General features: G+C 69.5%; 29 protein-coding genes and 1 pseudogene. 10 read left to right on the top strand and 20 right to left on the bottom strand.

All coding sequences use genetic code 11. The features are described from left to right. Positions 1–109: 109 nt before the first annotated feature. From ACQEXA_RS05700 to ACQEXA_RS05690, 3 genes are all read right to left on the bottom strand, one after another. On the bottom strand, positions 110–874 hold the full coding sequence (locus ACQEXA_RS05700; protein WP_432936564.1) for an SDR family NAD(P)-dependent oxidoreductase: 765 nt from the start codon (positions 872–874) through the stop codon (positions 110–112). A 140-nt stretch (positions 875–1,014) separates the two neighbouring features. Next, positions 1,015–1,440 (bottom strand): VOC family protein, encoded by a 426-nt coding sequence (locus ACQEXA_RS05695; RefSeq protein ID WP_432936566.1) that lies wholly within the window; start codon positions 1,438–1,440, stop codon positions 1,015–1,017. A 23-nt stretch (positions 1,441–1,463) separates the two neighbouring features. Next, entirely contained in the window at positions 1,464–2,225 is a 762-nt protein-coding gene (locus ACQEXA_RS05690) for an SDR family NAD(P)-dependent oxidoreductase (RefSeq protein ID WP_432936568.1), read from the bottom strand. Positions 2,226–2,558: 333 nt separating this feature from the next. Here ACQEXA_RS05690 and ACQEXA_RS05685 point away from each other — a divergent pair, with 333 nt between their 5' ends. Next, on the top strand, positions 2,559–3,146 hold the full coding sequence (locus ACQEXA_RS05685; protein ID WP_432936570.1) for a TetR/AcrR family transcriptional regulator: 588 nt from the start codon (positions 2,559–2,561) through the stop codon (positions 3,144–3,146). A 235-nt stretch (positions 3,147–3,381) separates the two neighbouring features. Further along, positions 3,382–3,567, top strand: coding sequence for a hypothetical protein (locus tag ACQEXA_RS05680; protein WP_433128867.1), 186 nt, complete (start codon positions 3,382–3,384; stop codon positions 3,565–3,567). A gap of 312 nt (positions 3,568–3,879) precedes the next feature. Here ACQEXA_RS05680 and ACQEXA_RS05675 read toward each other — a convergent pair whose 3' ends face one another. Next, positions 3,880–4,224: a hypothetical protein gene (locus ACQEXA_RS05675; protein ID WP_432936572.1), complete on the bottom strand. Its 345-nt coding sequence runs from the start codon at positions 4,222–4,224 to the stop codon at positions 3,880–3,882. Between the two features lie 128 nt (positions 4,225–4,352). Here ACQEXA_RS05675 and ACQEXA_RS05670 point away from each other — a divergent pair, with 128 nt between their 5' ends. Continuing rightward, entirely contained in the window at positions 4,353–4,574 is a 222-nt protein-coding gene (locus tag ACQEXA_RS05670; RefSeq protein WP_432936574.1) for a GntR family transcriptional regulator, read from the top strand. A 62-nt stretch (positions 4,575–4,636) separates the two neighbouring features. On the opposite strand, the gene ACQEXA_RS05665 is transcribed toward ACQEXA_RS05670, so the two are convergent. The 3 genes and pseudogenes from ACQEXA_RS05665 to ACQEXA_RS05655 all read right to left on the bottom strand — a co-directional run. Next, positions 4,637–5,281: an integrase core domain-containing protein gene (locus tag ACQEXA_RS05665; protein WP_432936576.1), complete on the bottom strand. Its 645-nt coding sequence runs from the start codon at positions 5,279–5,281 to the stop codon at positions 4,637–4,639. Between the two features lie 13 nt (positions 5,282–5,294). After that, positions 5,295–6,362 carry an integrase core domain-containing protein gene (locus ACQEXA_RS05660; RefSeq protein WP_433128865.1) on the bottom strand — a complete coding sequence of 356 codons (1,068 nt, stop codon included), beginning with the start codon at positions 6,360–6,362 and terminating at the stop codon, positions 5,295–5,297. Between the two features lie 68 nt (positions 6,363–6,430). Then, positions 6,431–7,015 (bottom strand): annotated as a pseudogene (locus ACQEXA_RS05655) (integrase core domain-containing protein); the annotation flags it as partial. Between the two features lie 97 nt (positions 7,016–7,112). On the opposite strand from ACQEXA_RS05655, the gene ACQEXA_RS05650 reads away from it, so the two are divergent. Both ACQEXA_RS05650 and ACQEXA_RS05645 read left to right on the top strand, forming a co-directional pair. Beyond that, positions 7,113–8,282 carry a hypothetical protein gene (locus tag ACQEXA_RS05650; protein WP_432936582.1) on the top strand — a complete coding sequence of 390 codons (1,170 nt, stop codon included), beginning with the start codon at positions 7,113–7,115 and terminating at the stop codon, positions 8,280–8,282. A gap of 871 nt (positions 8,283–9,153) precedes the next feature. Next, positions 9,154–10,236 (top strand): hypothetical protein, encoded by a 1,083-nt coding sequence (locus ACQEXA_RS05645; protein ID WP_432936584.1) that lies wholly within the window; start codon positions 9,154–9,156, stop codon positions 10,234–10,236. 345 nt (positions 10,237–10,581) lie between these two features. On the opposite strand, the gene ACQEXA_RS05640 is transcribed toward ACQEXA_RS05645, so the two are convergent. From ACQEXA_RS05640 to ACQEXA_RS05630, 3 genes are all read right to left on the bottom strand, one after another. After that, on the bottom strand, positions 10,582–10,896 hold the full coding sequence (locus tag ACQEXA_RS05640) for a DUF4326 domain-containing protein (RefSeq protein ID WP_432936587.1): 315 nt from the start codon (positions 10,894–10,896) through the stop codon (positions 10,582–10,584). Positions 10,897–10,914: 18 nt separating this feature from the next. Continuing rightward, positions 10,915–11,481, bottom strand: coding sequence for a PaaI family thioesterase (locus ACQEXA_RS05635; RefSeq protein WP_432936590.1), 567 nt, complete (start codon positions 11,479–11,481; stop codon positions 10,915–10,917). A gap of 186 nt (positions 11,482–11,667) precedes the next feature. After that, the gene (locus ACQEXA_RS05630) at positions 11,668–11,967 is read right to left on the bottom strand and encodes a putative quinol monooxygenase (RefSeq protein WP_360995141.1); all 300 of its coding nucleotides are present in this window, start codon (positions 11,965–11,967) and stop codon (positions 11,668–11,670) included. A gap of 141 nt (positions 11,968–12,108) precedes the next feature. Here ACQEXA_RS05630 and ACQEXA_RS05625 point away from each other — a divergent pair, with 141 nt between their 5' ends. Further along, positions 12,109–13,068, top strand: a complete 960-nt coding sequence (locus ACQEXA_RS05625) for a GlxA family transcriptional regulator (protein ID WP_360995144.1) — start codon at positions 12,109–12,111, stop codon at positions 13,066–13,068. 307 nt (positions 13,069–13,375) lie between these two features. Here the strand turns inward: ACQEXA_RS05625 and ACQEXA_RS05620 are convergent, their stop codons facing one another. Together ACQEXA_RS05620 and ACQEXA_RS05615 are read right to left on the bottom strand one after the other, a co-directional pair. Further along, on the bottom strand, positions 13,376–14,872 hold the full coding sequence (locus ACQEXA_RS05620) for a carboxylesterase/lipase family protein (RefSeq protein WP_433128863.1): 1,497 nt from the start codon (positions 14,870–14,872) through the stop codon (positions 13,376–13,378). 122 nt (positions 14,873–14,994) lie between these two features. After that, the gene (locus tag ACQEXA_RS05615) at positions 14,995–15,642 is read right to left on the bottom strand and encodes a TetR/AcrR family transcriptional regulator (RefSeq protein WP_432936594.1); all 648 of its coding nucleotides are present in this window, start codon (positions 15,640–15,642) and stop codon (positions 14,995–14,997) included. A 303-nt stretch (positions 15,643–15,945) separates the two neighbouring features. Here ACQEXA_RS05615 and ACQEXA_RS05610 point away from each other — a divergent pair, with 303 nt between their 5' ends. Beyond that, positions 15,946–16,962 (top strand): extracellular catalytic domain type 2 short-chain-length polyhydroxyalkanoate depolymerase, encoded by a 1,017-nt coding sequence (locus ACQEXA_RS05610; RefSeq protein WP_432936596.1) that lies wholly within the window; start codon positions 15,946–15,948, stop codon positions 16,960–16,962. A gap of 267 nt (positions 16,963–17,229) precedes the next feature. Beyond that, positions 17,230–17,532, top strand: coding sequence for a recombinase family protein (locus ACQEXA_RS05605; RefSeq protein WP_433134456.1), 303 nt, complete (start codon positions 17,230–17,232; stop codon positions 17,530–17,532). On the opposite strand, the gene ACQEXA_RS05600 is transcribed toward ACQEXA_RS05605, so the two are convergent. The 3 genes from ACQEXA_RS05600 to ACQEXA_RS05590 all read right to left on the bottom strand — a co-directional run bounded on the left by ACQEXA_RS05600 (position 17,442) and on the right by ACQEXA_RS05590 (position 18,375). Further along, positions 17,442–17,636 carry a hypothetical protein gene (locus tag ACQEXA_RS05600; protein ID WP_432936598.1) on the bottom strand — a complete coding sequence of 65 codons (195 nt, stop codon included), beginning with the start codon at positions 17,634–17,636 and terminating at the stop codon, positions 17,442–17,444. The two genes, ACQEXA_RS05605 and ACQEXA_RS05600, sit on opposite strands and share 91 nt — an antisense overlap. Positions 17,637–17,791: 155 nt before the next feature. Beyond that, the gene (locus ACQEXA_RS05595; RefSeq protein ID WP_432936600.1) at positions 17,792–18,001 is read right to left on the bottom strand and encodes a hypothetical protein; all 210 of its coding nucleotides are present in this window, start codon (positions 17,999–18,001) and stop codon (positions 17,792–17,794) included. Continuing rightward, positions 17,998–18,375 (bottom strand): DUF6415 family natural product biosynthesis protein, encoded by a 378-nt coding sequence (locus tag ACQEXA_RS05590; RefSeq protein WP_432936602.1) that lies wholly within the window; start codon positions 18,373–18,375, stop codon positions 17,998–18,000. Before ACQEXA_RS05590 ends, ACQEXA_RS05595 begins: the two co-directional genes overlap by 4 nt. 171 nt (positions 18,376–18,546) lie before the next feature. Here ACQEXA_RS05590 and ACQEXA_RS05585 point away from each other — a divergent pair, with 171 nt between their 5' ends. Together ACQEXA_RS05585 and ACQEXA_RS05580 are read left to right on the top strand one after the other, a co-directional pair. Then, positions 18,547–18,777, top strand: coding sequence for a GntR family transcriptional regulator (locus tag ACQEXA_RS05585; RefSeq protein ID WP_432936604.1), 231 nt, complete (start codon positions 18,547–18,549; stop codon positions 18,775–18,777). A gap of 315 nt (positions 18,778–19,092) precedes the next feature. Then, positions 19,093–19,314, top strand: a complete 222-nt coding sequence (locus ACQEXA_RS05580; protein ID WP_432936606.1) for a hypothetical protein — start codon at positions 19,093–19,095, stop codon at positions 19,312–19,314. On the opposite strand, the gene ACQEXA_RS05575 is transcribed toward ACQEXA_RS05580, so the two are convergent. The 5 genes from ACQEXA_RS05575 to ACQEXA_RS05555 form a co-directional block, all read right to left on the bottom strand. Next, entirely contained in the window at positions 19,311–19,838 is a 528-nt protein-coding gene (locus ACQEXA_RS05575; RefSeq protein ID WP_432936609.1) for a hypothetical protein, read from the bottom strand. The two genes, ACQEXA_RS05580 and ACQEXA_RS05575, sit on opposite strands and share 4 nt — an antisense overlap. A 72-nt stretch (positions 19,839–19,910) precedes the next feature. Then, a complete protein-coding gene (locus tag ACQEXA_RS05570; protein WP_432936611.1) occupies positions 19,911–20,171 on the bottom strand; it encodes a hypothetical protein in 261 nt (86 codons plus the stop codon). Positions 20,172–20,790: 619 nt separating this feature from the next. Next, the gene (locus tag ACQEXA_RS05565; protein ID WP_432936614.1) at positions 20,791–21,048 is read right to left on the bottom strand and encodes a hypothetical protein; all 258 of its coding nucleotides are present in this window, start codon (positions 21,046–21,048) and stop codon (positions 20,791–20,793) included. 187 nt (positions 21,049–21,235) lie between these two features. Beyond that, on the bottom strand, positions 21,236–23,209 hold the full coding sequence (locus tag ACQEXA_RS05560; protein ID WP_433128861.1) for a zinc ribbon domain-containing protein: 1,974 nt from the start codon (positions 23,207–23,209) through the stop codon (positions 21,236–21,238). Further along, the gene (locus tag ACQEXA_RS05555) at positions 23,206–23,592 is read right to left on the bottom strand and encodes a helix-turn-helix domain-containing protein (protein ID WP_433128859.1); all 387 of its coding nucleotides are present in this window, start codon (positions 23,590–23,592) and stop codon (positions 23,206–23,208) included. Before ACQEXA_RS05555 ends, ACQEXA_RS05560 begins: the two co-directional genes overlap by 4 nt. Positions 23,593–23,617: the final 25 nt, after the last annotated feature.

Raw genomic sequence — 23,617 nt, 5'->3', positions numbered from 1 at the left:
CCGGCCCCCGGGCCGGGCCTGCGCCGCCCGCTAGGCGGCGGCGCAGGCCGGGAGGACCGTGCAGTGATGACGCCAGGGCGTGCTCTTCCCTCGGGTCGTCCGCGGTCCGTTACCAGGTCTGCTCGCCGGCGCGCACGAGGATCTCGTTGACGGCCACGCGGCGGTCCCGGGTGACGATGTAGGACACGGCGTCGGCGATGTCCTCGGGGCGGAGCATCTCCATGCCCTCGACCTGGCGCTCGATCGCCTGCCGCACACCGTCGCGGAGGTGCGAGCTGAGCTCCGTGGCCACGGTGCCGGGCTCGACCACGCTCACCCGCACGCGCTTTTGCATGACCTCCTGCCGCAGCGCCTCGGTGAATCCGTTGACGCCGAACTTGGTCAGGTTGTAGACGGCAGTCCCGGGCCGAGCCACCCGGCCCGCGGTGGAACTGATGTTGACCAGGTCCGCCACTCGCCGCGGGGAGTCCTCCGCGGCGCGCAGGAGGTGCGGCAGCGCGGCGTGGGTGACGTACAGCAGTCCCTGGACGTTGATCTCGAGCATGCGCTCCCACTCCTCGAGCGGGGAGTCCACAGCCTGGCCGACGCCCATGGTGCCGGCGTTGTTGACGACGGTGTCCAGGCGCCCGAACTCGGCCACCACGGCCTCCACGGCCGCCGCGGCCTGCTGCTGGTCGGTGATGTCCGCCGTGATGACGAAGGCGGTCCCGCTGTCGGCGCGGACCTTGTCCGCGAGTTCCTGAAGCCTGTCGCGTCGCCGTCCGAGGACGGCGACGACCGCTCCCTCCGCGGCGAGGCTGCGTGCGGTCGCCTCGCCGATGCCGCTGCTGGCGCCGGTCACCAGCGCCACCGTGTTCTGCAGTCGTCCAGTCATGATGTCTTCCTCCATGTGTGGTGATCGCGGCCTGAAGGCCGCTGGTTGAAGCGGGCCCACGCCCGAGCGCGGGCTGGGTCGCTCGTTTCCCGCCGTATCTTTTGCGGTGGGAAGCACTTGATCCTTGGCGCCGTTGGTTCTCAGCCCGTGCCGGCGCAGTCAGTGGGTTGCAGCAGTTCGACGAGGTTGTCCTCGGGGTCGGCGAGGTAGGCGAAGCGGATCCCGGGCCGCCGGGCCGGTGCCGGAGGGGAGATGGTGCGGGCGCCGCAGGCGACTGCGGTGGAAACCGCCGCATCCAGGTCGTCCACGGTCAGGGCCCAGTGGAAGTAGCCCTGGACGCCTGCGCCCTCGACGGGATCGGCGAAGTACTGCGGTGCCGATCCGGCGCGCTCGGTGAGTTCGATCGAGGCGCCGCCGGGGCCGATGAGGAGCGCGATGCGGATACCGGCCTCGGGAAACTCGGTCCGGTGGCCTTCGTGGAAGCCGAATGCCTCGATGTAGAAGCGGCGTTGCCGGTCGAGGTCGGCGACTGACAGCCCGATGTGATCAAAGGAAACCGTGGACATGGCTTGTTGTGCCGCCTTTCCGGTCAGCGCGCCGTGTATCCGCCGTCGACCGGGAGGGCCGCGCCGGTGACGAAGCTGGACCGGTCGGAGCACAGCCACAGGACGGCGTCGGCGATCTCCTCGGGTTCGGCAATCCTGCCGATCGGGTGGGCGGCCACCCGGGCCGCCATCACCTCCGGGGAGCGGCCTTCGGCGATCAGCGGCGTGTTGACCAGGCCGACGACGAGGGCATTGACCCGGATGCCGTCCGGCCCGTAGTCGAGTGCGGCGGTTCGGGTCAGCCCGATGACACCGTGCTTGGCGGCGGTGTATCCGGCGAAGCCCGCCACTCCGACCACGCTCGCACCGGAGCCGACGTTGACGACGGAGCCGAAGCCCTGCGCCTGCATCTGACGCAGCTGGTACTTCATCGACAGGAACGTCCCCCGCAGATCGGTGGCGATCATGCGGTCGAAGGTCTCGACGGGGTAGTCAGCCACCTTCCGCAGATTGTCTCCGCCGCTGATCCCGGCGCTGTTGACACCGAAATCCAGCCGCCCGGAGTCTCCGACAGCCACCCGGACGGCATGTGCGACCGACTGCTCGTCGCTGACATCGCACTCCACAAGGCGTGCGGCGCCGCCAGCGTCGCTGATCATCCGGACGGTCTCTTCCAGGGTGGCCACCGTGCGCCCGGCGACCGTCACCGTGCAACCGGCCGCTGCCAGGGCGAGTGCCGAGGCCCGGCCGATGCCGGTGCCGCCGCCGGTGACCAGCGCCGTGGTGCCTTCGAAGGACTGGTCCATGGCTTCTTTCCTGTCTTCCCTGCCTGTACCTGTTCGGGTGGCGTGCTCTTCAGTGGGGCCAGGGACGGGGGCACGTCGACCGGGGCCGTCCCGGGTGACCTCGAGCACGTTGCGGGAGACCTGCCGGTGGGCGGAGTCCAGGCCCTGGTGGTGGTTGCCTCGGTTCCGAAAGCGGTGAGGAGCCGACGGTGCCTGACCTTCACCGCCGGACGGCTGAGTGCCGCCGCTCGCGGAGAAGCCTGATGCCGCAGTAACCTGCATCCGGAACCGGTTCCGGTTGAACCATAAGCGGAACCAGTTCCGGTTGCAAGTGTGACGGGAAGGGAGCCGGAATTGGCCGACAACGACAGCGGCGGCGCCACGCGACAACACAGGTCGCTGCGGGCCGACGCACAACGCAACGAGGACCGGCTGCTCAAGGCCGCGGCAGCCGCCTTCGCCCGGGAGGGCGCCGACGCCTCGGTCAAGGACATCGCCCGTGAGGCCGGGGTCGGGGTCGGCACCCTCTACCGCAGGTTCCCCTCCAAGGAACTGCTGATCGAGGCGACGTACCGGCACGAAGTACAGCTCCTGTGCGAGGCGGCGCCCGACCTCGCGGCCTCACTGCCCCCGGTGGACGCGCTGCGGACGTGGATGGAGCGCTTCATTGACTTCATGGCCACCAAGCACGGCATGGCAGACGCGCTCCGTGTGGTGCTGACCGACGACGGCCAGCGGCTGCAGACCCGCGCTGACCTGGCCGAGGCGATCGAGCGCCTGCTCGCTGCCGGTACGAGCCAAGGAGTGACCCGGGAAGCGGTGAGGTCCCAGGACGTCCTGATGGCACTCGGCGGAATCAGCCTCATCGCCGGCAACGAGCGCCGGCCCGAGCTCGCCACGAAACTCATCGACCTGCTCCTGCACGGCGTCCTGGCAAACTGACCGTCACTCGGCCCATCACCTGCGACCGGAAGTTGATCACTCGGCTATGGCCGCACCTCCTTCTTCGGCTGGCCATGCGCGATGTGGACTCCACACTGATTCGAATGCCCGCGCTCGATGCCTTGCGCATCCTGCGCACCGGTCACCAGGGCGGATGAGGTTTTAGGTAAGGGCAACCTCGAGACGTGCTCGATACGGGTGGCGTGTGTCACCGCCGAGGAGTGTTCAACCAGCCTTGACGATCGTGGTTGTCATGGTCGTCACGTCCTGGGAGCTGATCCTGTCTGGTTGTCGCGTATTCGACAACGCGCTGGCGCCGACAGATGCTTGGGTCCCGGCTGACCCTCAGCAGGGCCTCAAGTCGTTCGACGGCAATGCCCGGGAGCCCCGCTACGTCGTCATCGGGAAGCGACGCCGATGAGGGACGTCTGGCTCCCGAGGCGGAACTGTCCCTGTGCAACTACGACCGTATCGTTAGCGCTCAACTCGCCCCTCGGACACTCGCTATAACGATACGGAAGCGAGGGCCTCGGCCTTACGGTCGTGGTCCTCGTCGGGTTTTCGTAGCCGATCGTGGGGTCCAGGGCCTCGCAGAGTGGGCCTTTTTCTCGGTGTCGACTGCACTGATGTGCGGTGCGATGCCCCAGGACGCCTCAGGCGTCCTCAGCGGAACGGTGGCAAGCCGTTCACGTGGACCAACCGTCGACCGGATCATCGGATCTGTCGCTGCTGTTCACGCATCCTCGAAGCGGCTCAATAGGGTTTCGCCGATCGCGCTGCTTGCGCTGTTTGTCATCGGCTCCTCGGGCGGAAGACGTTCCCCGCGGAGCTCGGCGACCATGATCGCATCCTCGGTGGCACGTGAAAGGAAGCGGATTGCTTCGCGTAATTCCGCACGGCAGGAGCACTCATCACCAGCGATAGCCTGTGCGCGGCGGACGTCCTCTCTCGCTGCCTCCACCATGCTCTCTTCGCATGAGTCGGCGACAGCCGCCAGGATTCCTCCTGGCTGTACGTATTCGCGTTTCCCCTCCAGGGACGTCCACGGCAACCTACGCAGCCCGGTAATCCCGCTCACTGGGTCGACTCCTCCCCGTCGGCTTGGCCCCCGTGCTGTAGTGCTGCATCGGGGGTCTCGCCTTCGACTATACGCGCATACGCGTATTCGCGGTCGCGTGAAGGCGAAGATTCGCGCACGCTCACAGCATGGATCTTGACCGGAGCAAGCCCGTATGGCCGCAGGTAGCTGATGAACTGCGCAGGCGGATCGATGCCGGCGTGTACCCGAAGGGTGAGCGATTTCCCGCTGTCGTGACCCTCGCTACTGAGCTCGACGTAGCAGCCTCGACCGTGCAAAAGGCGGTGGCCGCCTTGCGTACAGAGGGGCGTCTCTACACCCTGCTCGGGCAGGGCAGCTTCGTGCGCTGACTGCCTGTCCCGCGTGAAAACCCTGGTTCGGGCTGCTGATCAGGCCGTTTGTCTGCCTGTCGTCAGGCTGCTTGCTGGTACTCGTTGATGAGGCCGCCGAGTAGTTGAGTGCGGCGGACGCGGCCTCCGAAGGGGATGACAGGTGCCGTCTGGCCGGTCTCCGAGGCTTGGGGAGATCGTTGGTGGAGGGATTGGTGGGGGCGGTGCCGGTTGTAGTGGTCGGTGTAGGTGTTTAGGACGGTGCGCAGGTGCCGTTCGTTCATGATGAGTAGGCGGTCGGTGCACTCGCGGCGGACGGTGCCGACCCAGCGTTCCGCGAAGGCGTTTTCCTTCGGCGATCTCGGCGGGGAAAGTAGCACCTGCACGCCCGCGTCGGCGAGCACGGTGTCGAAGGCGTCGGAGAACTTCCCGTCCCGGTCGCGTAGGAAGAACCGGAACCGGTCCACCCGGTCTTCGAGGTCCATCATCAAGTTCCTCACCTGCTGGGTCACCCAGTCCTGGTTCGGGTGCGCGCTGATGCCGAGGACGTGCACTCGGCGCGTTGCGACTTCCATGACGAACAGCACGTACAGCCGCCGGCAGAACGCGGTATCCACATGGAAGAAGTCGCAGGCCAGCAGTCCGGAAGCCTGGGCGCGCAGGAAGGAGGCCCAGGCGTCGTGAGCCCCGTACCGGCCAGAATGGCTGCACAGGGCCTGATCTGCCATTTTCGCCGATTGATCAGCCTACTCGGCGGTACTCATTGATCAGGCTGGCGACGGCTCGTCGGCGTGCGATGTGGGCTGCGGGCAGGGGGATGACGTCCGGGTCGTCGAGGGGCGTGAGCTGGTTGCGGCCTTGGTGGGGTCGGTGGGCGTTGAAGTGGCGGGCGTAGTCGTGGAGGACTCTCTCGGCGTGGCCGCGGTCGAAGATCAGCAGACGGTTGGTGCACTCATCCCGTACGGAGCGTATGAAGCGTTCCGCGTGCGGGTTGCAGTTGGGGCTGCGTGGAGGGGTTTTGGCCACGGTGATGCCCTCGCTGGCGAAGACGGCGTCGAAGGCGGCGGTGAACTTCGCGTCCCGGTCCCGGATGAGGTGGGTGAAGTCGGTGGCGCGGTCGCCGAGCTGCCAGAGGAGTTGGCGGGCTTGCTGGGTGGCCCAGACTGCGGTGGGGTGGGCAGTGACGCCGAGCATGTGCACAGTGCGGGTGCGTACCTCCATGACAGACAGGACGTACAGGCGCTGGAGGCCGATCGTGTCGATATGGAAGAGATTGGTGGCGAGGAGGCCGTGGGCCTGCGCCTTGAGGAACGCAGTCCACTCGTGGCGCGCTGGATGCCGGCGTGGTGCGGGTCCGAGGCCGGCCGCGCGCAGGACCCGGCGGACGGTGGCCGGGCTGACCTTGTGGCCGAGGCGTCGGAGTTCGCCGTGGACGCGCCGGAACCCCCATCGCGGGTTCTCGGCGCCGAGCCGGACGATGAGGTCGTGGATCTCCTCTGGCAGGGGCGCGCGGCCTGGGGACGGCGGCTGGGTCCACTTCTGCTTGATCAGTCGCTGGTGCCAGGCGAGGAGGGTGCGAGGGGAGACGATGCGGTCGCCGCGCAGCGGGCGGGGGAGTAGGCGGGCGAGGACGGCGAGCAGTGCGCGGTCCGGCCAGGCGGGCCTTGGTGTGGCGACCTGGAGGCGCAGCACTGCGACCTCGTGCCGCAAGACCAAGATCTCGGCGTTCTTGGCGGCGGAGGAGCGGGAGAGCAGGACGAGCCACGCGAAGATCCGCGTGGCGATTAGGTAGAGCAGGCGCACGAGCATATGCACCCAGGGTGCCCTACCGGCACGGAGGAGCGTCGCCCCTGGTCAGGGGCTGTGTAACCATTCTGGAGCGGTACGAGGCGTTTTCCGAGCATGGTGTCCACGTGGAAGAAGTCGGCTGCGATGATCCCTTGGGCTTGGGCGGTCAGGAACTCGCGCCAGCTGGGGTCGGACCGGCGTGGAGCCGGGCCGGCCCGCGGCGTTCAAGATCCCCCAGACCGTGGACGGTGCGATCGGATGCCCCAGCCGGGCAAGCTCGCCCTGGATCCTGCGGTGTCCCCATCGGGGATTCTCGCCGGCCAGGCGTAGCACCAGTTTTCTGAGCGCGGCCGCAGTCGGGGGTCGGCCGGAGCTGCGGCGGGCGGAGTAGTCCCACTTCTTGGCGATCAGCTTGCGGTGCCAGGCCGGCAGGGTGCGGGGGTGAGGGGGAAGACGTCGGCCCAGCGGTGGCGCGGTATCAGCGAGGACAGCGCGGAAAGCCAGAACCGGTCGGCCCACTCGTAGTGGACCGGGCCCTTGAGCTGACGGCGCAGGATTGAGTTCTCATGCCTCGGCACCAATAACTCGGCTTCCCTGGCGGTGTCTCGGCGCAGCAGGACAGCCGGTAGGGACAGCAGCGTGCGAGCAGCGCGGTACAACAGCGACACGATCATCGGGACAGCGTCTCAGCCACCACCGACAACCATGTACACCGCTGCTCACCTGCAGCGATGACTTTACGAGCCCCACACGCGGGTAGGCTGCCGAGCCGTGAGCGAGTACCAGTACTACGAGTTCCTTGCCGTCGACCGCCCGCTGAGCGAGGAGGAGCTCAGGCAGGTACGGGCGCTGTCCACCCGCGCCGACATCACCCCGACCCGCTTCGTCAACGAGTACCACTGGGGCGACTTCCGCGGCGATACGACGAAACTGGTGGAGCAGTTCTACGACGCCCACCTGTACTACGCGAACTGGGGCAGCCGCCGCCTCGTCCTGCGCCTGCCCGCCGGCGTGCTCCCGGCCAAGAAGGCCGTCCAGTACGCCATGGAGGAGTCGCTGAGCGTCTGGACCCATTCCGGGCACATACTGCTCGACTTCTCCCTGTCCTCGGAGGACGGCGAGGAGTGGGACTTCGAAACGTCCTACGCGCTTTCGGCGTTCGTGGGGCTGCGCGCCGAGCTCGCGGCTGGCGACCTGCGGCCGCTTTACGTGGCCTGGCTCGCCGGGCTCACCTCCTGGGAACTGGCTGAGGATGACGAGGAGGAATACGCCCTCGAAGTCGAGCCGCCCGTCCCCGCGGGTCTGGCATCGCTTACCGGCCCCCAGCGGGCCCTCGCCGATTTCCTGTGCGTCGATGCGGACCTGCTGACGGCCGCTGCCGAGAGCAGCGAGTCGGCCACCGCGGACGCCGTGGACCGTGCAGCTCTGGCGGCCTTCATCGCCGCGCTCCCGGCCGCCGAGAAGGATTCCCTGCTGCTCGAGGCGGCGCTCGGTACCGCTCCTCTGTCAGGCCACCAACTCCTGGCCCTCTATTGCGCCACCGCCTCCGGCCCCCGTACCGGAGCCAAGCGGCGCACCGCCGCTCAGCTACTGGACGCCGCCTACCGTCACCGCACCGAGCGCCGGCAACGCGAGAAGGCGGCCCGAGTCGCAGCCGAGCAGGCCCGGGCGCGCGCCGCTACCGAGGCCCGTGAGGCGCATTTGGACCAGCTTGCGCGGAACACCGGCAAGGCGTGGCGTGACATCGATGACCTGATCGCCCAGAAGAAGGCCGCCGCCTACGATGCCGCCATCGCACTCCTGCGGGACCTCCGCGACATGCAGGCCCGCACCGGGTGCACCGCCGACTTCGACCGCCGAGTCAGCGAACTGCGAGCCGCACACCGGGGCAAACCCTCGCTGATGCACCGCTTCGACAGCATGGGCATTCCCAATCCCTGACCAACCCCGAGGGTCCGCCGTCTGCCGGTGCACCTCGGGTCTCCCACCGCGCGCTCAGCGAGCATCCTGCACCGCTGTTCATTTCCGCCAGGACTGGCGCAGTCTCACGTTGAGCTGTCGGTGAGCAGGTGCCCGGCTCGGTGGGCGAACGTCGGAACCCCGGCACAAGACAGTCATGGGCGGACGGCCCTTGTCGGCCGCCATCCGTCGAGCGTCGCCGTGACCTCGTCGGGCTGCTGGTCGAGCAGGGCGTACAGGTACGGGTCCGGTGGGGCGGCAACACCGTGGGAGCTGAGGACCTCCGCGGGTAAGTCGTCCAGGTTCCACGTGATCAGCGCATCAGCGCGGCTGGCGACGGGGGTGGCCGTGTGGTGGACGAAAGAGCCCGGTAGCCCCCGGCGAAGGCCGGATGTCCAGCATGGGCGTCAGATACGCCCGTGAGGCCGGACCGGGCGGTGGATTTGGCGAACAGGAGGGCACCTGGCGCCCCGCAGCGCTTGCGGCGTCTTTGTCGCGGTCGCTCATCGGCACGAGCCGTATCAGGACGAACATGCTTGTCAGGGCCAGGTTGGGCAGTCGCAGCAGCACCGAACCATGCTGGCCCAGGCCCCGAGACGGCAAACGGCGGGGCATGGCCGCGGCTGTCGCGGTCGTTTGCGAGGCCGCGCAGTTACGCTCAGAACTCCTGACCAGCGTGGATGAGGTTTCTGGCTGCGGGTGCCGAAAATCCCATCTACGCCTGTGACGTGCAAGTTCTCCGGGGCCGCGAGAACCGCCCGCGCCGCCGGTCCCCGCACGGACCGTCGTCAGCCCGCTATTGCACCGCCGGCACCCGACCGTGACCGCGCGATGAACAGTATCCTCCGGGCCCATGGGAGTGAACCGCATGAACCGCGAGGAATTCTTCGCCCAGTTGGCCGGCCTCGACGAGGAGCGGTTGAAGAAGGCGCTGTGGAACCTGTACTGGCGCGGTGCTGCGCCCGTGCGGGAGCGGATCGAGGCGGAGATCGCGCCCGCGGCGAGCGTGCCCAGGCCTCGCACAAAGAGCGCGCCGGTGGACCCGCAACAGGTGCTGGAACGCGTACAGGAGTTCGTAGGCCTGGCCCGTGCCGGTTCCTACCTCGCTGGTGACCGCAAGGTAAGCCCCACCGAGCGGTCCCGCTGGCGGTTCACATTCCGACGCCACGCCGAGGCGGCCCGCGAGGCGCTCACGGCCGACGATCCGCTTCCGGGCGAGGATGCGGTGACCGCGATCGTCGACCTGGCTTGCTACTGCAAGGCATACCAGTGCTTCCGCTCCGATGATCCGATGGAAGCCGCGAAGTTCGTCGCCTCGGACGCCGTCGCCGCGCTGTGGACCACGATGCTGCACCGCCACGGCCAGGCCGAGTTCGCACAGCGGGCCATGCCGCAACTGGCCCGCTGGGAGTCCCGCTACGGTTGGACGCTCCGGGGCTTTGGTCAAGTACCGGAACAGGAGACGCAGCTGGCCGTCGTCCTCGAACGGCTGCTCCCGGCTCCCGACGCATGGGTGGCATGCGCAGAGCAGTATGTGGACGCACTCGACTGCCTAGCTCAGACGCAGCAGGGGGCGAGGGACCGTCGCGGCTTCGGCTACTCGGGCGCCGCGTACGAGCGTAAGCGCCGTGCCGAAGATCTGCTGGCCTGGCACGGCATGCTGCTGGAGCGACTGCAGGACTACGACGCCGGTCATCTGCTCGACAAGATCGCCGTCCACCCGGCGTTGGACGGCGGTTACCAACTGCTGTTCCGGGCCAGGCTCGCGCTCGCACGCGGCGACCTCGGGCAGGCGCGGGCTGTGGTGACGCAGGGGCTGAACGACCTCCCGGGCCTGGACACGCTCCACGAGCTGGCGGCCGAGATCGGTGCCGATGTGCCAGAGCGCGCGCGGGGCGTCCGTGAGCGCCTCCGCATCACCGTGCCCCGCTCCTGAAGCCCGCGTTCCGGGTGGGGCTCGATGCCGTCTACGGCCCAGCCGACCTGTTGGCGGCATGGTCAGCGTGAAAGAACACGCTTCGGAACCGGTACGGCGACTACTGGATCTCTGCTGGATCGTGGGCCGTGGAACAACGTTTCCACACGCCGAAGGCTTGTGATCGGCGTTTCGGTTGAACGCTTTACTCACGAAGTGAGAGTGGGGCCTACCAGTAGATCTTGCAGCCAGAGCCGCCCTTGCGCGACCACGACCGTATCGTCAGTGGTCAACTCCCCCCGCCGACACGAACCTGCACGCCTCCCCCAGAGGAATGGAGGGCCGGTCCGTGCCGGGGGCGGGACGCTAGGAGGTCAGTGAGTCGGCCAGTTCCGCGATCACCTGGGCGTGGCACGGCTCGGGTGCGCACCAGCAGCCCAGTCTCCGGCCGCGGAGGCCGGGCAGCAGGGCGAGGAGGTCCGGGCGGCCGAGGAGATAGGTGCGGTACTTCTCGATCACCTCCTCGCGCGTGCCGTCGCGTCCCGGCCGGAACGGGCTCGCGAGCGGGGAGCCGTCGAGGTCCCATCCGCCGCGGCGCATCGCCCGGCCGACGTAGACCACGTCCGCGTACTCGGGATCGCCGCGGTGGCTTTTCAGATTGACAACGGTGGTCGTGGCCAAGTCGGTCCTCCTCGCCTCTCAGGCCGCGTCGGGCAGTGGGAAGACGGCGCAGGTGGCCGTCCCGTGCGCGTACAGCTTGCCGTCGGCCGCCCCGACGATCCGGGCCTCGGCGATCGCGGTCGTGCGGCCGACATGGACGGCCCTGCCCTCGCAGCGCAGCGTCGGGGTGGTGTCGAACACTGGCCTGACCAGGTTCACGCCGAGCTGGACCGTGGTGTAGGCGCGGCCGGCGGGCAGGGCGGTCAGCACGGCGGTGCCGAGCGCGGAGTCGAGGATGGTGGCCATGTAGCCGCCGTGGACCGTGCCCATGGGGTTGAAGAGGTGTTCGCCGGGTTCGCCCTCGAAGACGGCCAGCCCCTCCTCGGCCTCCACCAGCCAGAAGCCGAGCGTTCCGCAGATCGGGGCTTCGGGCAGACGTCCGTCGAGGCTCATCCGCGCCAGCTCGATGCCCGTCAGGCCTCCGGCGGCTGCGTAACTCTTCGGCGGTTCCCAGGTGTGCGTGCGTGAGCGGGTCCCGGCAGGGAGTGCCGCGTCGGCGGGTGGGTGGCCGGTGGTGGTGCGGTTCTGCGTGGCGGGTTGGGCCATGGTGCTGTCCGTCCTTTGTCGCCCCCGTCTCGGGGGTCCGTCGTCGCTGTGCGGGGCGCCGGGCGGCAGCGCGGTCTCCACGCTGCCGCCCGGCTGTGAGGCTGAAAGGCCCATGGGCCCAGGGCTGTTGCTCGGCGTGTTGCGCCCCGGCCCGTCAGGGATCCTGGTGTCGCAGGGCCGCCTGGATCAGGGAAGCTTGACCGCCAGCAGGTCGACCGGCCGGATGTCCGGTGCCTCGCTGAGCATGGTCTGCGCGGCCTCCATCAGCGCGGCGGCGATCCTGCCCTGCAGGTGTCCCTGCCGCCCCTGCTCGTCGTCGAAGGTGTCGAAGACGCCGAAGGTGGTGGTGCTCTGCCGGAACGCGAACCAGGTGACGGTGTGGTCCTCCTGCTGCGCGAGCTGCAACGCGTCACGCAGCAGGGCCTCGACCTTGTCGGCGTACTCGGGCTTGGCCTCGATCCGTGCCAGCAGTCCGAGCTTGGTCATGGTGCACTCCCGTTGTCTGGGTTTCGTGAATGGTGCGGTGCCGGTACCGGGCACCGGATCTCGTCCGGACATCGAGGAATCTAGGCCGCCGGGCCCGCCGCCCCCAGTGTCGGAAACGATGCGTCCGATATCGTTCCCGTCATGGATGTGGCTGTGCTGGCCTACGACGGCGTCTTCGACTCCGGGCTCGCCGCCCTGCTCGATGTGCTCGACGGGGCGAACGCGATGCGGGACGAGCTTCCGGAGCCCCCGCCCGCCTGGAAGGTCACCAAGATCGGCTTCCGGCGGCGGATCCGCACCGGTGCGGGACATCTCGTCGATACCGTCCCCGTGGGCGCGGCGGAGAAGGCGGATCTGCTGCTGGTGCCCGCGCTGGCCGAGCGGCGGCCCGACGCCCTGATCGCGCATGTCACGGGGCCGGAATCCACGCAGGTACGCCGGTTGGTGGCCGCGACGCGTGAACGTCGCACGCCCGTCGCCTCCGCCTGCACGGGCACCTTCCTGCTGGCGGAGGCGGGCGTTCTCGACGGTCGTCGCGCCACGACGAGTTGGTGGCTCGCTCCCTACTTCCGCAGGCGTTATCCGGCGGTCACCGTCGACGAGACCAGCATGGTCACCACCTCCAACGGTGTGACCACGGCAGGCGCGGCCTTCGGGCACGTCGACCTGGCCCTCGCGATCGTGCGGATGAGCAGTCCGGCCCTGGCCGATCTCGTCGCCCGCTATCTGGTCGTCGACGAGCGCCCGTCCCAGGCGGCGTACACGATCTCCGCGGCCCTCGCGCAGAGTGACCCGACCCTTGCGGCCTTCGAGCGCTGGGCCCGGATCCACCTGGACCAGCCGATCTCGATAGCCGCAGGAGCGCGGGCCGTCGGCGTCAGCGAACGCACGCTCCAGCGAGCCGTGCGCCGCACGCTCGGCACGTCGCCCGTCGGCTTCGTCCAGGACCTGCGCGTCGAGCGCGCCTCCCATCTGCTGCGGACCACCGATCTGCCGCTGGAGGTCATCGCCCGCAAGGTCGGTTACGAGCACGCGAACACGCTTCGCATCCTGCTCCGCGAGCGCACCGGGGAGACGGCGGGCGCTCTGCGGGGACGATGAGGCATCCCGCCCGCTCGACCCGATGCCGCGGCGTGCGGGACCCGCGCCGGGTGACGGTCGACGCCCAGCGGCCCGGCGCCTGAGCGCGGCGGGGCTCTCGCCCACGCCGGTGACCGGAGCGCGGGAGGCGCGGACGGCTCTCCACCGACCGGTGCCGCTCACTCAGGCGCCTCGGGGAACGGGCCCCGCGCGGCGCGTTCTTTGAGGCGGGAACGGGCGCCGCGCGGCGCGCTCGTCACCACATCTCGTCAGGCGCCGGCGCCGGCGTCACCTCACGTCGACTGCCGCCCTGTGCAACGGCGCGGGCTCAACGCAGGCCGTCCCACAGGACCCGCAGCTCGTGGTCCGGATCGTGGGTGATGTCCGGTGACGAGCCGAACCGGCGGACGGCGCGGTCGGATTCACGGTAGGCGGGCCAGCCGGGATCTCCTGTGGTGGCGAAGGAGACCCATGCGGCGTGCATGCTGTCGGCGATGTCCTGCGGCCGGGTGTCGCCGAGCAGGGGAGCGAAGCCGGGTTCGGCCAGGTTGTCGAACACGAAGGGGATCTCGACGGCATGGCATGCGCCGAGCATGCCGTCGAACGCCGGGGAGGCCCAGTCGAATTCGTACACGAAGGCGCGGGCGCCGTGGCGCGTCTGCGCTTCGGCCAGGCGCAGGGCGGGCAGGCGGTAGAACCAGTCGGTGGCGATCTTGGTGTAGAGGTCGCCCGGCGTCGCGTCCGGGAAGGCAGCGCGATACATGGGCACGCCTCGGCCGGGCGGCAGGCCGTACGCGGCGGCGGCGCGCTCCACGAGCTCGTCGGTCACCAGGCCGTGCAGCCCGGTGGGCACGGTGAACAGGCGGAACTCGTCGCGGGTCCAGCCCACCAGAACATCGATGCCGGCGGCCGTCCCGTCGGCGATCGCGTCGATGGGCGTACGAGGCAGGGTGTCCTGGTCGACCACCGGCTCGAAGGGCATCATGTTGACGGAAGCCTCGCCCCACAGCTCCGGGTCGGGGCGGGCCGAGATCTCGGCCCACAACTGCTGCTGCGCGGCGAGTAGTTGTTCCAGAGGTACGGCGGCGAGGTCCGGCCGGGTGGCCGGGACCTCGAGGATCGCGGCCAGGCGGGTGGCGACGAGGGCGGCGGACGCGGGGGAGAGGGTGTGGTGGGCCGCGCCGCTCTGCAGTACGGCGCGGTGGATCAGCCCCTTGGCGGCGGGCATGGCGAGCAGGGCGCCGATGCTCATGGCACCGGCCGACTGTCCGAAGACGGTGACGCGCCGGGGGTCGCCCCCGAAGGACTCGATGTTGTCGCGGACCCACTCCAGGGCGGCGATCTGGTCCAGCAGGCCGGGGTTGGCCGATACCGAGTCGTCCGGGCCGAGGTGGAGGAATCCCTGTGCGCCCAGACGGTAGTTGAGGGTGACCATGACGACGCCGTCGCGGGCGAACGCGGTGCCGTCGTAGCCGGGGACGGAACCGGAGCCGTTGCTGAAGGCGCCGCCGTGGATCCACACCATCACGGGCAGGCGCCCAGCCGGGTCCGGGGTCCAGACGTTGAGGTTGAGGAAGTCCTCGCCAGGGATGTCGGCCTCGGGGATGAGGCGGTCCATCGGTGCGGGGTAGGGGGCCTTGGGGGCGGTGGGGCCGTAGGCGTCGGCGTCACGGATCCCGTCCCATGGCGCCGGCGGCCGCGGTGGTGCGAAGCGCAGTGGCCCGGTGGGCGCGGCGGCGTAGGGGATGTTCCTGAAGCAGGCGATGCCCGCGGGTCCGACGGTGCCTCGGACGGAGCCGTGGCGGGTGGCGAGGACCGGTCGCATGGTCGCTCCTTCACGCAGGGCGGGGCGGGGAGCCCCCTTCGGGTGGGGGCGGTGAAGCCCCCTCAGGCAGGGTAGGGAAACGCCGCGGCTCGGCACACCGGGCAGGTTCGGAGCCAGGGCGCTCAGCGGTCGGGGCTGACCATGCGCAGCGCGAACTGCGCGTACTGATCGGCTACTTGTTCACGCGTACGGTCGAGGGCGGGGCCGAACCAATGGGCGACCTGTACGCCGAGGCCGCCGATGGCCGTGACGGCGAGCAGCGGATCGGCGAGGCTGAACTCACCGTTCTTGATGCCCCGTTCCAGGACGTCCGCGAGCAGTCGGCGGCACTCGTCGCGCAGTTGGAGTGAGGGCGCCGCCAGTTCCGGATCGAGGGCGTGGAGCTCGCTGTTGGTGACGACCGCCAGCAGCGGATAGTCGGTGTGGACCAGGACATGGGCGCGGACCAGGGCGGTCAGCTGCCGGGCGGCGCTGTCGTTCCGGGTGCCGTCGGCCGCCTCGGCCAGCCGGGCCCGCATCTCCTCGTGCCCGATGCGTACCAGCTCGGCCAGCACATGCCCCTTGGAGGGGTAATGCGCGTACAGGGTCGCGGAGTTGATGCCGACCATGCGTGCGATCTGCCGGATCGAGGCGCCCGCGAAACCGGACTCGGCGAACAGTTCGAGGCCGGCCTGGAGGATCCGCCCCCGCGTGCCGGGCGGTGTGACGCCGTCGGGCAGGACCGCTGCCATGGCGACGACCCGGCGGGGCTCCCATGCGGGAAGGTCCATGGCTGCTCCTGAGGACTCGAAGAATTCCAACCAATCGATTGGTTGACACCGTAGCGCAGAAGCCGGATGGTAACTCGCAACGATCCGGAAACAACCAATCGATTGGTTGGCGACGTGGACATGGAGAACGACCCCGGGGCAGCCCGGCTGATCCACGCCGCGTGTGCGCCACCCGCTGCCGGCCGTCCGATGCACCGCCGAACGGACGGTGCGGGTCATCGGGTCCGGCTTGAGCAGCCCACTCCGAGGCCGCCCGCACGGGCGGTCCCCGTCATCCCTCCCCCCATCACCGGAGTGTGCACAATGAGGTTCCGCTCCCTACGCAGAGCCGTACAAGGCATCGCCGTCCTCGGTGCCGCGGCCGCTCTGGCCACCGTCGGCCTGGCCGCGCCGGCCCAGGCCGCCACCCCGCCCCTGCCGGAACTGAACATCACCGGCACCTATGTCACCGGAGTCTCCTCGGGCGGCTTCATGGCCACCCAGCTCCAGGTCGCCTACTCCCGCACCTTCGACGGCGCCGGCATCGTCGCGGCCGGGCCGTACGACTGCGGTCAGGGCAATGTGATCAAGTTCGTCACCTGCGACCTGGGACTGGGTGTCGGCACGCTGGAGCGCCAGGCCGAGGACTGGGCGGCGCAGGGCCGTATCGACCCCGTCGCCAACCTGGCGGGCAAGCCGGTGTACACCTATCACGGCTACCTCGACCCGGTCGTCAACCCGCTGGTCTCCCAGGCCGGCGTCGCCTTCTACCAACACTTCGGCGCCGATGTCACCTACCACGACTGGGACCCGGCCGGGCACTCCTGGCCCACGCCCGACGGCGTCGTGCCCTGCGCTCTGACCCTGCCGCCGTTCCTGAACAACTGCCACAACGACCCGCAGCGCGAGATGCTCACCACATGGCTGGGCGGGGTCAACCCGCGCAACAGCGGCGCGCCGCAGGGCACCCTCAGCCACTTCGACCAGACCGCCTATGTCCCCGGCGGCTCCGCCGGGGACATGTCCATGGACACCACCGGGCAGCTCTACGTCCCGCCCTCCTGCGCCGCCGGCGCCCCTTGCAAACTCGTGGTGGCTCTGCACGGCTGCCTGTCCGCCCAGCAACTCCTCGGCACCGCCTTCGCCGAGAAGGGCAACCTCGACACCTACGCCGACACCAACGACCTCGTCGTCCTCTACCCGCAGGCCGTCTCCAGCATCTGGCCGGTGAACCCGCAAGGCTGCTGGGACTGGTTCGGCTACACCGGCTCGGACTACGCGGTCAAGAGCGCGCCGCAGATGAGGGCCATCGTCAACATGGTCCACACCTTGGGCGGTTGACCCGGCTCGGCGGCCCGGCCCGTCCTCGCGGTGCCCACGGACAAGTACCCACCTAGGGTTGGAGGTGAAAGGGACACACCAGGAGGGTCCGACCAATGACCACCACAACACTCCGCATCGCCACAGACGTTGCGACCGCGCGGGAGTACCTGCAGGTCAGCAAGGGAAAGGGGGCGGACCGCCCGCAGCATCACCGATCAGCACCGGGACAACCTCGTGGCTGAGCAGGACGTCGGGCCGTGGGAGTGGGGCGAGGCGTAAACCGACATCGGCTCCGCCTCCAAGTTCGCCACCAAGGCCCGCGAGGACTTCGAGCGGCTGACGGCCGACCTCGCCGACGGCACTTTCGGTGCCTCCGGTGACATCCTCGTGCTGTGGGAGATCTCCTGCCTCGCCCGCGAGACCGGCAAGGGCGTCAAGCTCATCGACCTGTGCGAGGCCGGTGGGTACCGGATCCACATCACCTCGTACGAGCGCAGCTACAACCCGGACTCCGTGTCCCACAGCACCACCTCCACCGAGGTCACGTCGGCGATCAGCCGGGCCGTGTCCGTGTCCCCGAAATGGTGAGCAAGAACGGCACTGGTCGCGAGCAGCCACTGGCTGACGACGGCCTTGTTCTCCGCCGTGTCGAGGGCGACGGACATGTCAGGCGACCGCAGCTCATCACTCATGAATGGGATTGTCGCACCCGCCACCGACAACGGAAGGGTAGCCAATTGCTCCGGCGTCTAGCCAAGTTGGCGATCCGGCAATGATGCCCTGGACGCGTGACCCCGAGCACGACCGAGCCCCCGACCGACCGGCCGGGGGCTCGGTGCTGTGTGGGCTACTCGGCTGCGCCCCGGGCGCGGGCGAGCAGCACCCGGACCAGGATCGCCGTCGCCGCCGGGTCCGGCCGCACGAGGCCGGCATGCGCCCGGTGGGCGTAGATGTCCCGCCTCGGCCCGCTGTTGCCCGGCTCGTGCGCGACGAACACCGCGTCGGCCGGGTCGGTGATCGGCTCGTCGCAGTGGCGGCACACCCGGACCGCGCTCACCGGTGCGCCCCGCCCAGGTTCTGCACGTGATCGCACAGCGCGTTCACCGAGCGGGCCAGCTTGGTGACGACGGACAGGCGCAGCCGGTCGTTGTCCCCCTCGCCCAGCCTGAGCCGCATGCGCGCCTCGCCGACGCACGCCAGCGCGCACGCCCTCGGGATGTCGTCCTTCGGCAGCCGACCGGCGGCCGACTCCACCTCGGGGACGAGCTGACGGATGTGATCGCGGAGCAGCATTCCGAGGTTCAACAGCTCCTGCTGTGTGGGCTGTTCGGCTTCCCCGGCCAGGAGCCGCCGGGCCGTCGCCCGCATCGTGTCCCGGTCCAGCGGTGGGGGCTCTGCCATGGTCGGCGGCCGGGATGTACGTTGCGTCATGTCGTCGCTCCCTCGAAGCGTCGGCTGCGACCCCGGTGGCCTGGCAGGGCCCCGGGGTCTTCCTTCGGTCAACGTAGCGCGAACTGCGTCCCACCGCGTCCCCTTGCGTTCCAACGCGTCCGGACGCGTTCCCGTGATGCGGGCCGCACCCCTCTGCGTAAGCCTGTGATCATGACCGAGCTGCCCAGATACGAGTACGTGAGGATCGCCGACGCCGTCGCCGCCGACATCGCCTCGGGGAAGCTGCCCGTCGGGGCCCGGCTGCCGGGCGAGCGGGAGGCCCTGACGATCTACTCCACGAGCATCGGTACCTGGCGCCGGACGGTCCGGGAGCTGCGGGAGCGGGGCCTCGTCGTCACCCTCGCCGCCAAGGGCACCTACGTCATCGGGCAGCCGGGCTGACACGACTGACACCTGACAGGCCCGAAACCACCCCCTACGGGGGTGGGTGTCTGACACGGGCTGACTGACACCCCTGACAGCCCGGCTGACACGGCCGGGCTGACACGCCCCCTCGGACAGCCTGTCCGCGCCGGGACGGCCGCCGGACAGCGTCCCCGGACACGAGCCCGGCCGGGACATCCTGTCCCGGGACACGGGCCGGACAACCGATCCCCCGCGTTCCCGTGTTGTCCGGTGTCCCGGGACAACCGCTCCCGCTTGTCCGGGTGTTGTCCCGGTGCGGGGCAGGGCCGGACGCCGCTACGCTGCCCGGTCATGAGGTCCGACATCGTTGAGATTGACCGGTGGGAGACGCCGCAGCCGCAGCGCGAAGACACCCTGTGCAGCGCGCACGGCGAGAACTGGTGCCCCCGGCCCCTGGCCGCCGACGTCTACCTGAAAAACGACGTCAGTGATCGCATCCACTGGAAGGTATGCCAGCACTGGCTGGACAACGAGCCGGACGTGGCGGCGTTCGAGGCGCCGGGCCGCCGTTAGCGGCCGTGGGTCTTGCGCTCCAGCTCGTTCAGGCGGTCGAGTGACTCCCTGGCGTGTATCAGGCCTGCGTGCGCGGACTTCACCTGTTGTGCGAAGCGCCGGTCGTCTTCCAGGTTCTTCCGTGAATCCGGCACCGCGTTGGGGTCCAGCACGCCGTCGATGAGCCGTGTGGGCCGAGCCGCTGCGAACGCCTCATCCCATGCCGGCGTCACCTTGGCCAGGAGCCCACGCAGGGCGCTGTCTTCCCTGCGCTCCGCCAGATCCTGAATGCGGTGGGCGGTCTCGCGCCGCTCCTCAGCCATGAACCAGTCGGCGCGTCGGCCCCCCGGCGTCGTGATGACCTCGAACAGCGTGCGTATGCCCGTAAGGGCCTCGCGCAGCTCGTCGTCAGCGGGACCCAGGGCGACCCTGTTACGGCGCACCCACACCCTGCGGGCGCCGGCACCGAGCGTCCACACGAACGCCAGCCAGCCGGGCACGAACTTGGGCCAGTCGGCCCACCAAGAAGAAGCAGCCAGTGTCATGCGGTGATTGTGCGGTCTGCGGCCCGGCCCCGAGGCCGATTTAGCTAATGGCCGGCAAGAGGTCCGCCCAGCTCACGACAGGCCCGCCCGGACGAGGTGGTCGGCGATCTGGTCCCGGACGTCCTCCGGCAGATCGGGCACCAGCTCCCCGAGGGTCGCCACGGACTTGGGCCAGAACCACCGGCGCAGCACGATGTTCAGGGCGGCCCGGAGGTGCTGGCCCCGGACGTCGGCGGCGAGGAGCTGTTGTCGCGTGGAGTCCATGACCGAGGGGCGGCCGGTCGGCAGCCGGACGCCGGTCCTCTGCTCGACTACGGCGACGATCTCGGCCACGAGCGCGGTTGGCCTCCGTCCAGGTGTCGGCGATGGCCTGACGGCCTTCAGCAAGCAACACCTCCCGCCCCCGGGAGATGTTCGGGGTCGTCAGGGTGCATCGCTCGCCCTCCTCATCCAGTGGATGCCGAGCCGGATCATCGCCCGGACCTGCTTGGCACGGCTCAGGCTGTCGAGGTGCCATAGACACGGCTGCTAGTTGCGGTCCGAGCCGACGCACGCGCACACCGGGCCGGGCGTTCACCGGTTCGTCGCTCACTTCGGCTGACCGCTGCGGTTCGGCAGCCCGCTCGGCTCCGTCGCCCCCGCCGGCGAGGGCTCGTCGGTCTTGGGCTTCGCTACGCACCCGGGCGTGATCGGCGTCGGCCGAGCCGGGCGAGACGCAGACTGCTGACGGCCCAGTACCGGCGGCTCCAGTCGGCCGACCGTGCCCCGGCGGCGGACGGCCCCGAGCGCACTCTGTCCGACACCCTGCTGCCTGACGGCCTGTCCCGAGGCCGACCGGGCCGCCGTCGAGACCTGGCCTCCGGAGCTGCGGGCCCGGCTGCGCGACTGGGCCGTGACGTGGGTCATTACCGTGTGGAGACGGCTGACCTGGGCTTTCGTCCAGCCCGCCGAATCATCCACACCCCATACGGCACTGCATCTGCGCGGCGACCGCATCGCCCCCGCCGGCGACGGTGGCGGCGAGGTCCTCGATCAGTACCGCGGTGCCCATGTGCTGCCGGGGCTCGTGGACATGCACACCCATCTGCCCCGCAGCAGCCCGCTCCACCTGACCGAATCCGTACTGTGCCGGTCCACCGACTGGCAGGGCGTCACCGACCGGCGTCTGGACGAAGTCGTCCGACACAGCCCCGCGCACGGCCTTGCCCACACCCCGACCCTGGTCGCCACCGAGGCCCTGCTCAGCTACCGGGACTACGAGTCGGCCCGGCGCGCCCCACAGGCCGGCATGCTGCCCCCGCTGTATGCGGACCGGCTCTGGCACACGGGACGCGGCTTTCCGGTGTACGGGGCATCGACGGCGCGCAACTCGACCGCGTGGCCCACAGCGTCTCTGATCAGCTATGCGATCCTGAGTTGGATTGAGTTTCCGGGATCGTTTCCCACCGTGGTGGGGAGGCGTGGGCGTGGAAGTGGAATCCCGCGCCGAGTGCTGCCCCTCGTGGCTGGTGGCCGGTGGTGGGCGTGCTGATCGTGTTCACGCCCTGGTGTCGGTGGGCTGCGCGGGGCAGCCGTGTCCGGTCCGTGTGAGCGTGTCCCTCCGGACGCTGGCCAACACGACCGCGAAGCCGTGCTGGGGAGGGTGCCCTGCGTCGCCTGGGCGCGGGGCGTGTGGAACGACGCCGGGTGGAGCCGGTCTTGGACCGGTCCTTCCGGCTGGTCTTGGGAGTCGGTGTGAGGACGGCGTTCGCTTCCAGGTTGTCGAGGACCGTCCGGATCACCATGTGGCCGCTGGTGTGGTCGGTAACGGTCGTGGCCTGGTGGGCCAGGCCGCGGGTGGCGATACGGCGCCAGGCACCGTGGTCGCGGTCGCCCTGCCAACGGCAGTCCTGGTTGGGGCAGATGGCCCATTTCCATCCCGCGAGGGTGGGCCGGTCGGGGGCCTTGCGGTGGCGCAGCGGCATCAGGCAGTGCGGGCACAGTCTGGAGGTGTTGCGCGCTGGAACCGTGACGACTGCGATGCCCTGCTCGGTGGCGAGGTGCCGCATGCGGTCGGCGATCTGTCCGCGGACCTGCTGGGACAGGCGGGTGTTCAGGGTGCGGCCCATGCCCCCGGCTTCCATCGACCGCAGATCCTCGACATAGATCACCCTGGCCCCGGCCGCGATGGCCTGGTCGACGGTCCACCTGGCGGCAACCCATGCCAGGGAGTCGTTGAGGTTCGACCGGCGGTTGGACACGTGCTGGATCTCGCTGCGGAGCACGTCGAGCTTGGGGGCAAGCTGGTGGTCGTCGTGGCCTGCGGTCAGCCGTTCATACTGGTCGGCCTTGGTGTGCAGTCGCTCCGAGAGGCGGCGCAGGCGGTGCTGCTTGGCGAGCACACCGGCGGCCCGGAACTGGGCGCCGGCCCCGAGCGCAGTGGTCCGCCGCTCGCCGTTCAATTGCACGGCGCCCGTGCTGAGGAGCGTGTTCAGGCCCCAGTCCACGCCGAGCGCCACCGCATGACTGGTGCGGTGGGCCTTGGGGACGGCGTGGGTGTAGGCCAGGTCAGCGCGCACGGTGTCACCCGCGAGGCGGAGGGTGGGAAGGTGGAGCACCGCCGATGCCGGGACCGTTGGCGGCAGCGTGATGGGGCAGGCCACCCATGTCCAGTCCCGGTAGGTGGCCGGGTCGGGGCGGGTGGGCAACTGTAAGCGCAGCAGCGCCTGCCCGGTGTCGGTTTCGGAGCGTTCGATCGTGGCCTGCTGCCCGTCGCATGCGGCGAGCAGCAGCATGCGGGCCACCTTCGGGGTGCCTTCGAGTTCGAAAACGTCCACGGGCAGACGGCCGTTGGCCTTGAGATACGTGGCGGCCTGCCGGGTGCGGGCCTTGATGATGCTGGACGGCAGATACTTTCCACCAGGGACCGCTGCGCGTACGGCGTCCCACTCGCGGGGAGTGCGCTTGCTCGGATCGATGGGCCACGTCGCCAGGACTCCGGCAGTCATCTCGGCGCGCCACTTCGCCGAGCGCAGCGCCCGCCCGGCCTGCTCTTGGGCCATGCGCACGATCCGGTCGTTGACCTTCACGCCCTCGTGCGGGGCGGCACTCCAGCCCAGACGGCGCAGCGCCATCCACGCGTTCGACGGCAGATTCCGACCGACCTCGTCCACGCCGGAGGCGAGTACCTTCACATCACGGCTGTTCCAACGCTCGGCGAGCACGACAGAAACCATGCCCGCCACCAGGTCGCTGCACCAGCCGATACGTTCGGCCAGCACGGCCTGGGTCAGGACTTCGCCCGTCTTCTCATCCACGCCTGTGCGCACAAGAGTGCGGGCGCACGCGGTACGGGAGGTCTCGGCCTTACCGATCGGCAGCTTTCGACTCACGCGGCGCGCCCTGCGTCGCACTGGCCCGACTCGGCCAGCAGGCGACGCCGGTTTTCGGCCGACCGCATCCCGTACAGGCGGCCGGCGAACATGGTGACCAGCGAAACGAAGTCCTCGCCGATGGAGGTGGCCCGCAGCTCCTTCTCCTGCGCCTGAAGCGAGGATTCCTGCCCATGGGAGCCGGACACGCGCACATGCAGGCCCTCCAGGCGGACACGCTCGCGACCGGTGGAGACCTTCATCGCCTCCACATCGATCGAGGAGAACCGACGCTCACGCCCGACCCAAGTCACCGGAATCTTCCCCGAGTCAGCCCAAAGCCGAAGCGTCACGGGGTGAACGCCCAAACGCTTAGCAGCTTTTGACAGCCGAAGAAGTTCCACACGATCACCGTACGATCACTGAAGA

The organism is Streptomyces sp. CA-106110 (genome assembly GCF_050936285.1).
Lineage (GTDB): Bacteria > Actinomycetota > Actinomycetes > Streptomycetales > Streptomycetaceae > Streptomyces.
Note: the sequence above shows the minus strand (reverse complement) of the source record. Positions and strands in the feature narration are given on the sequence as shown.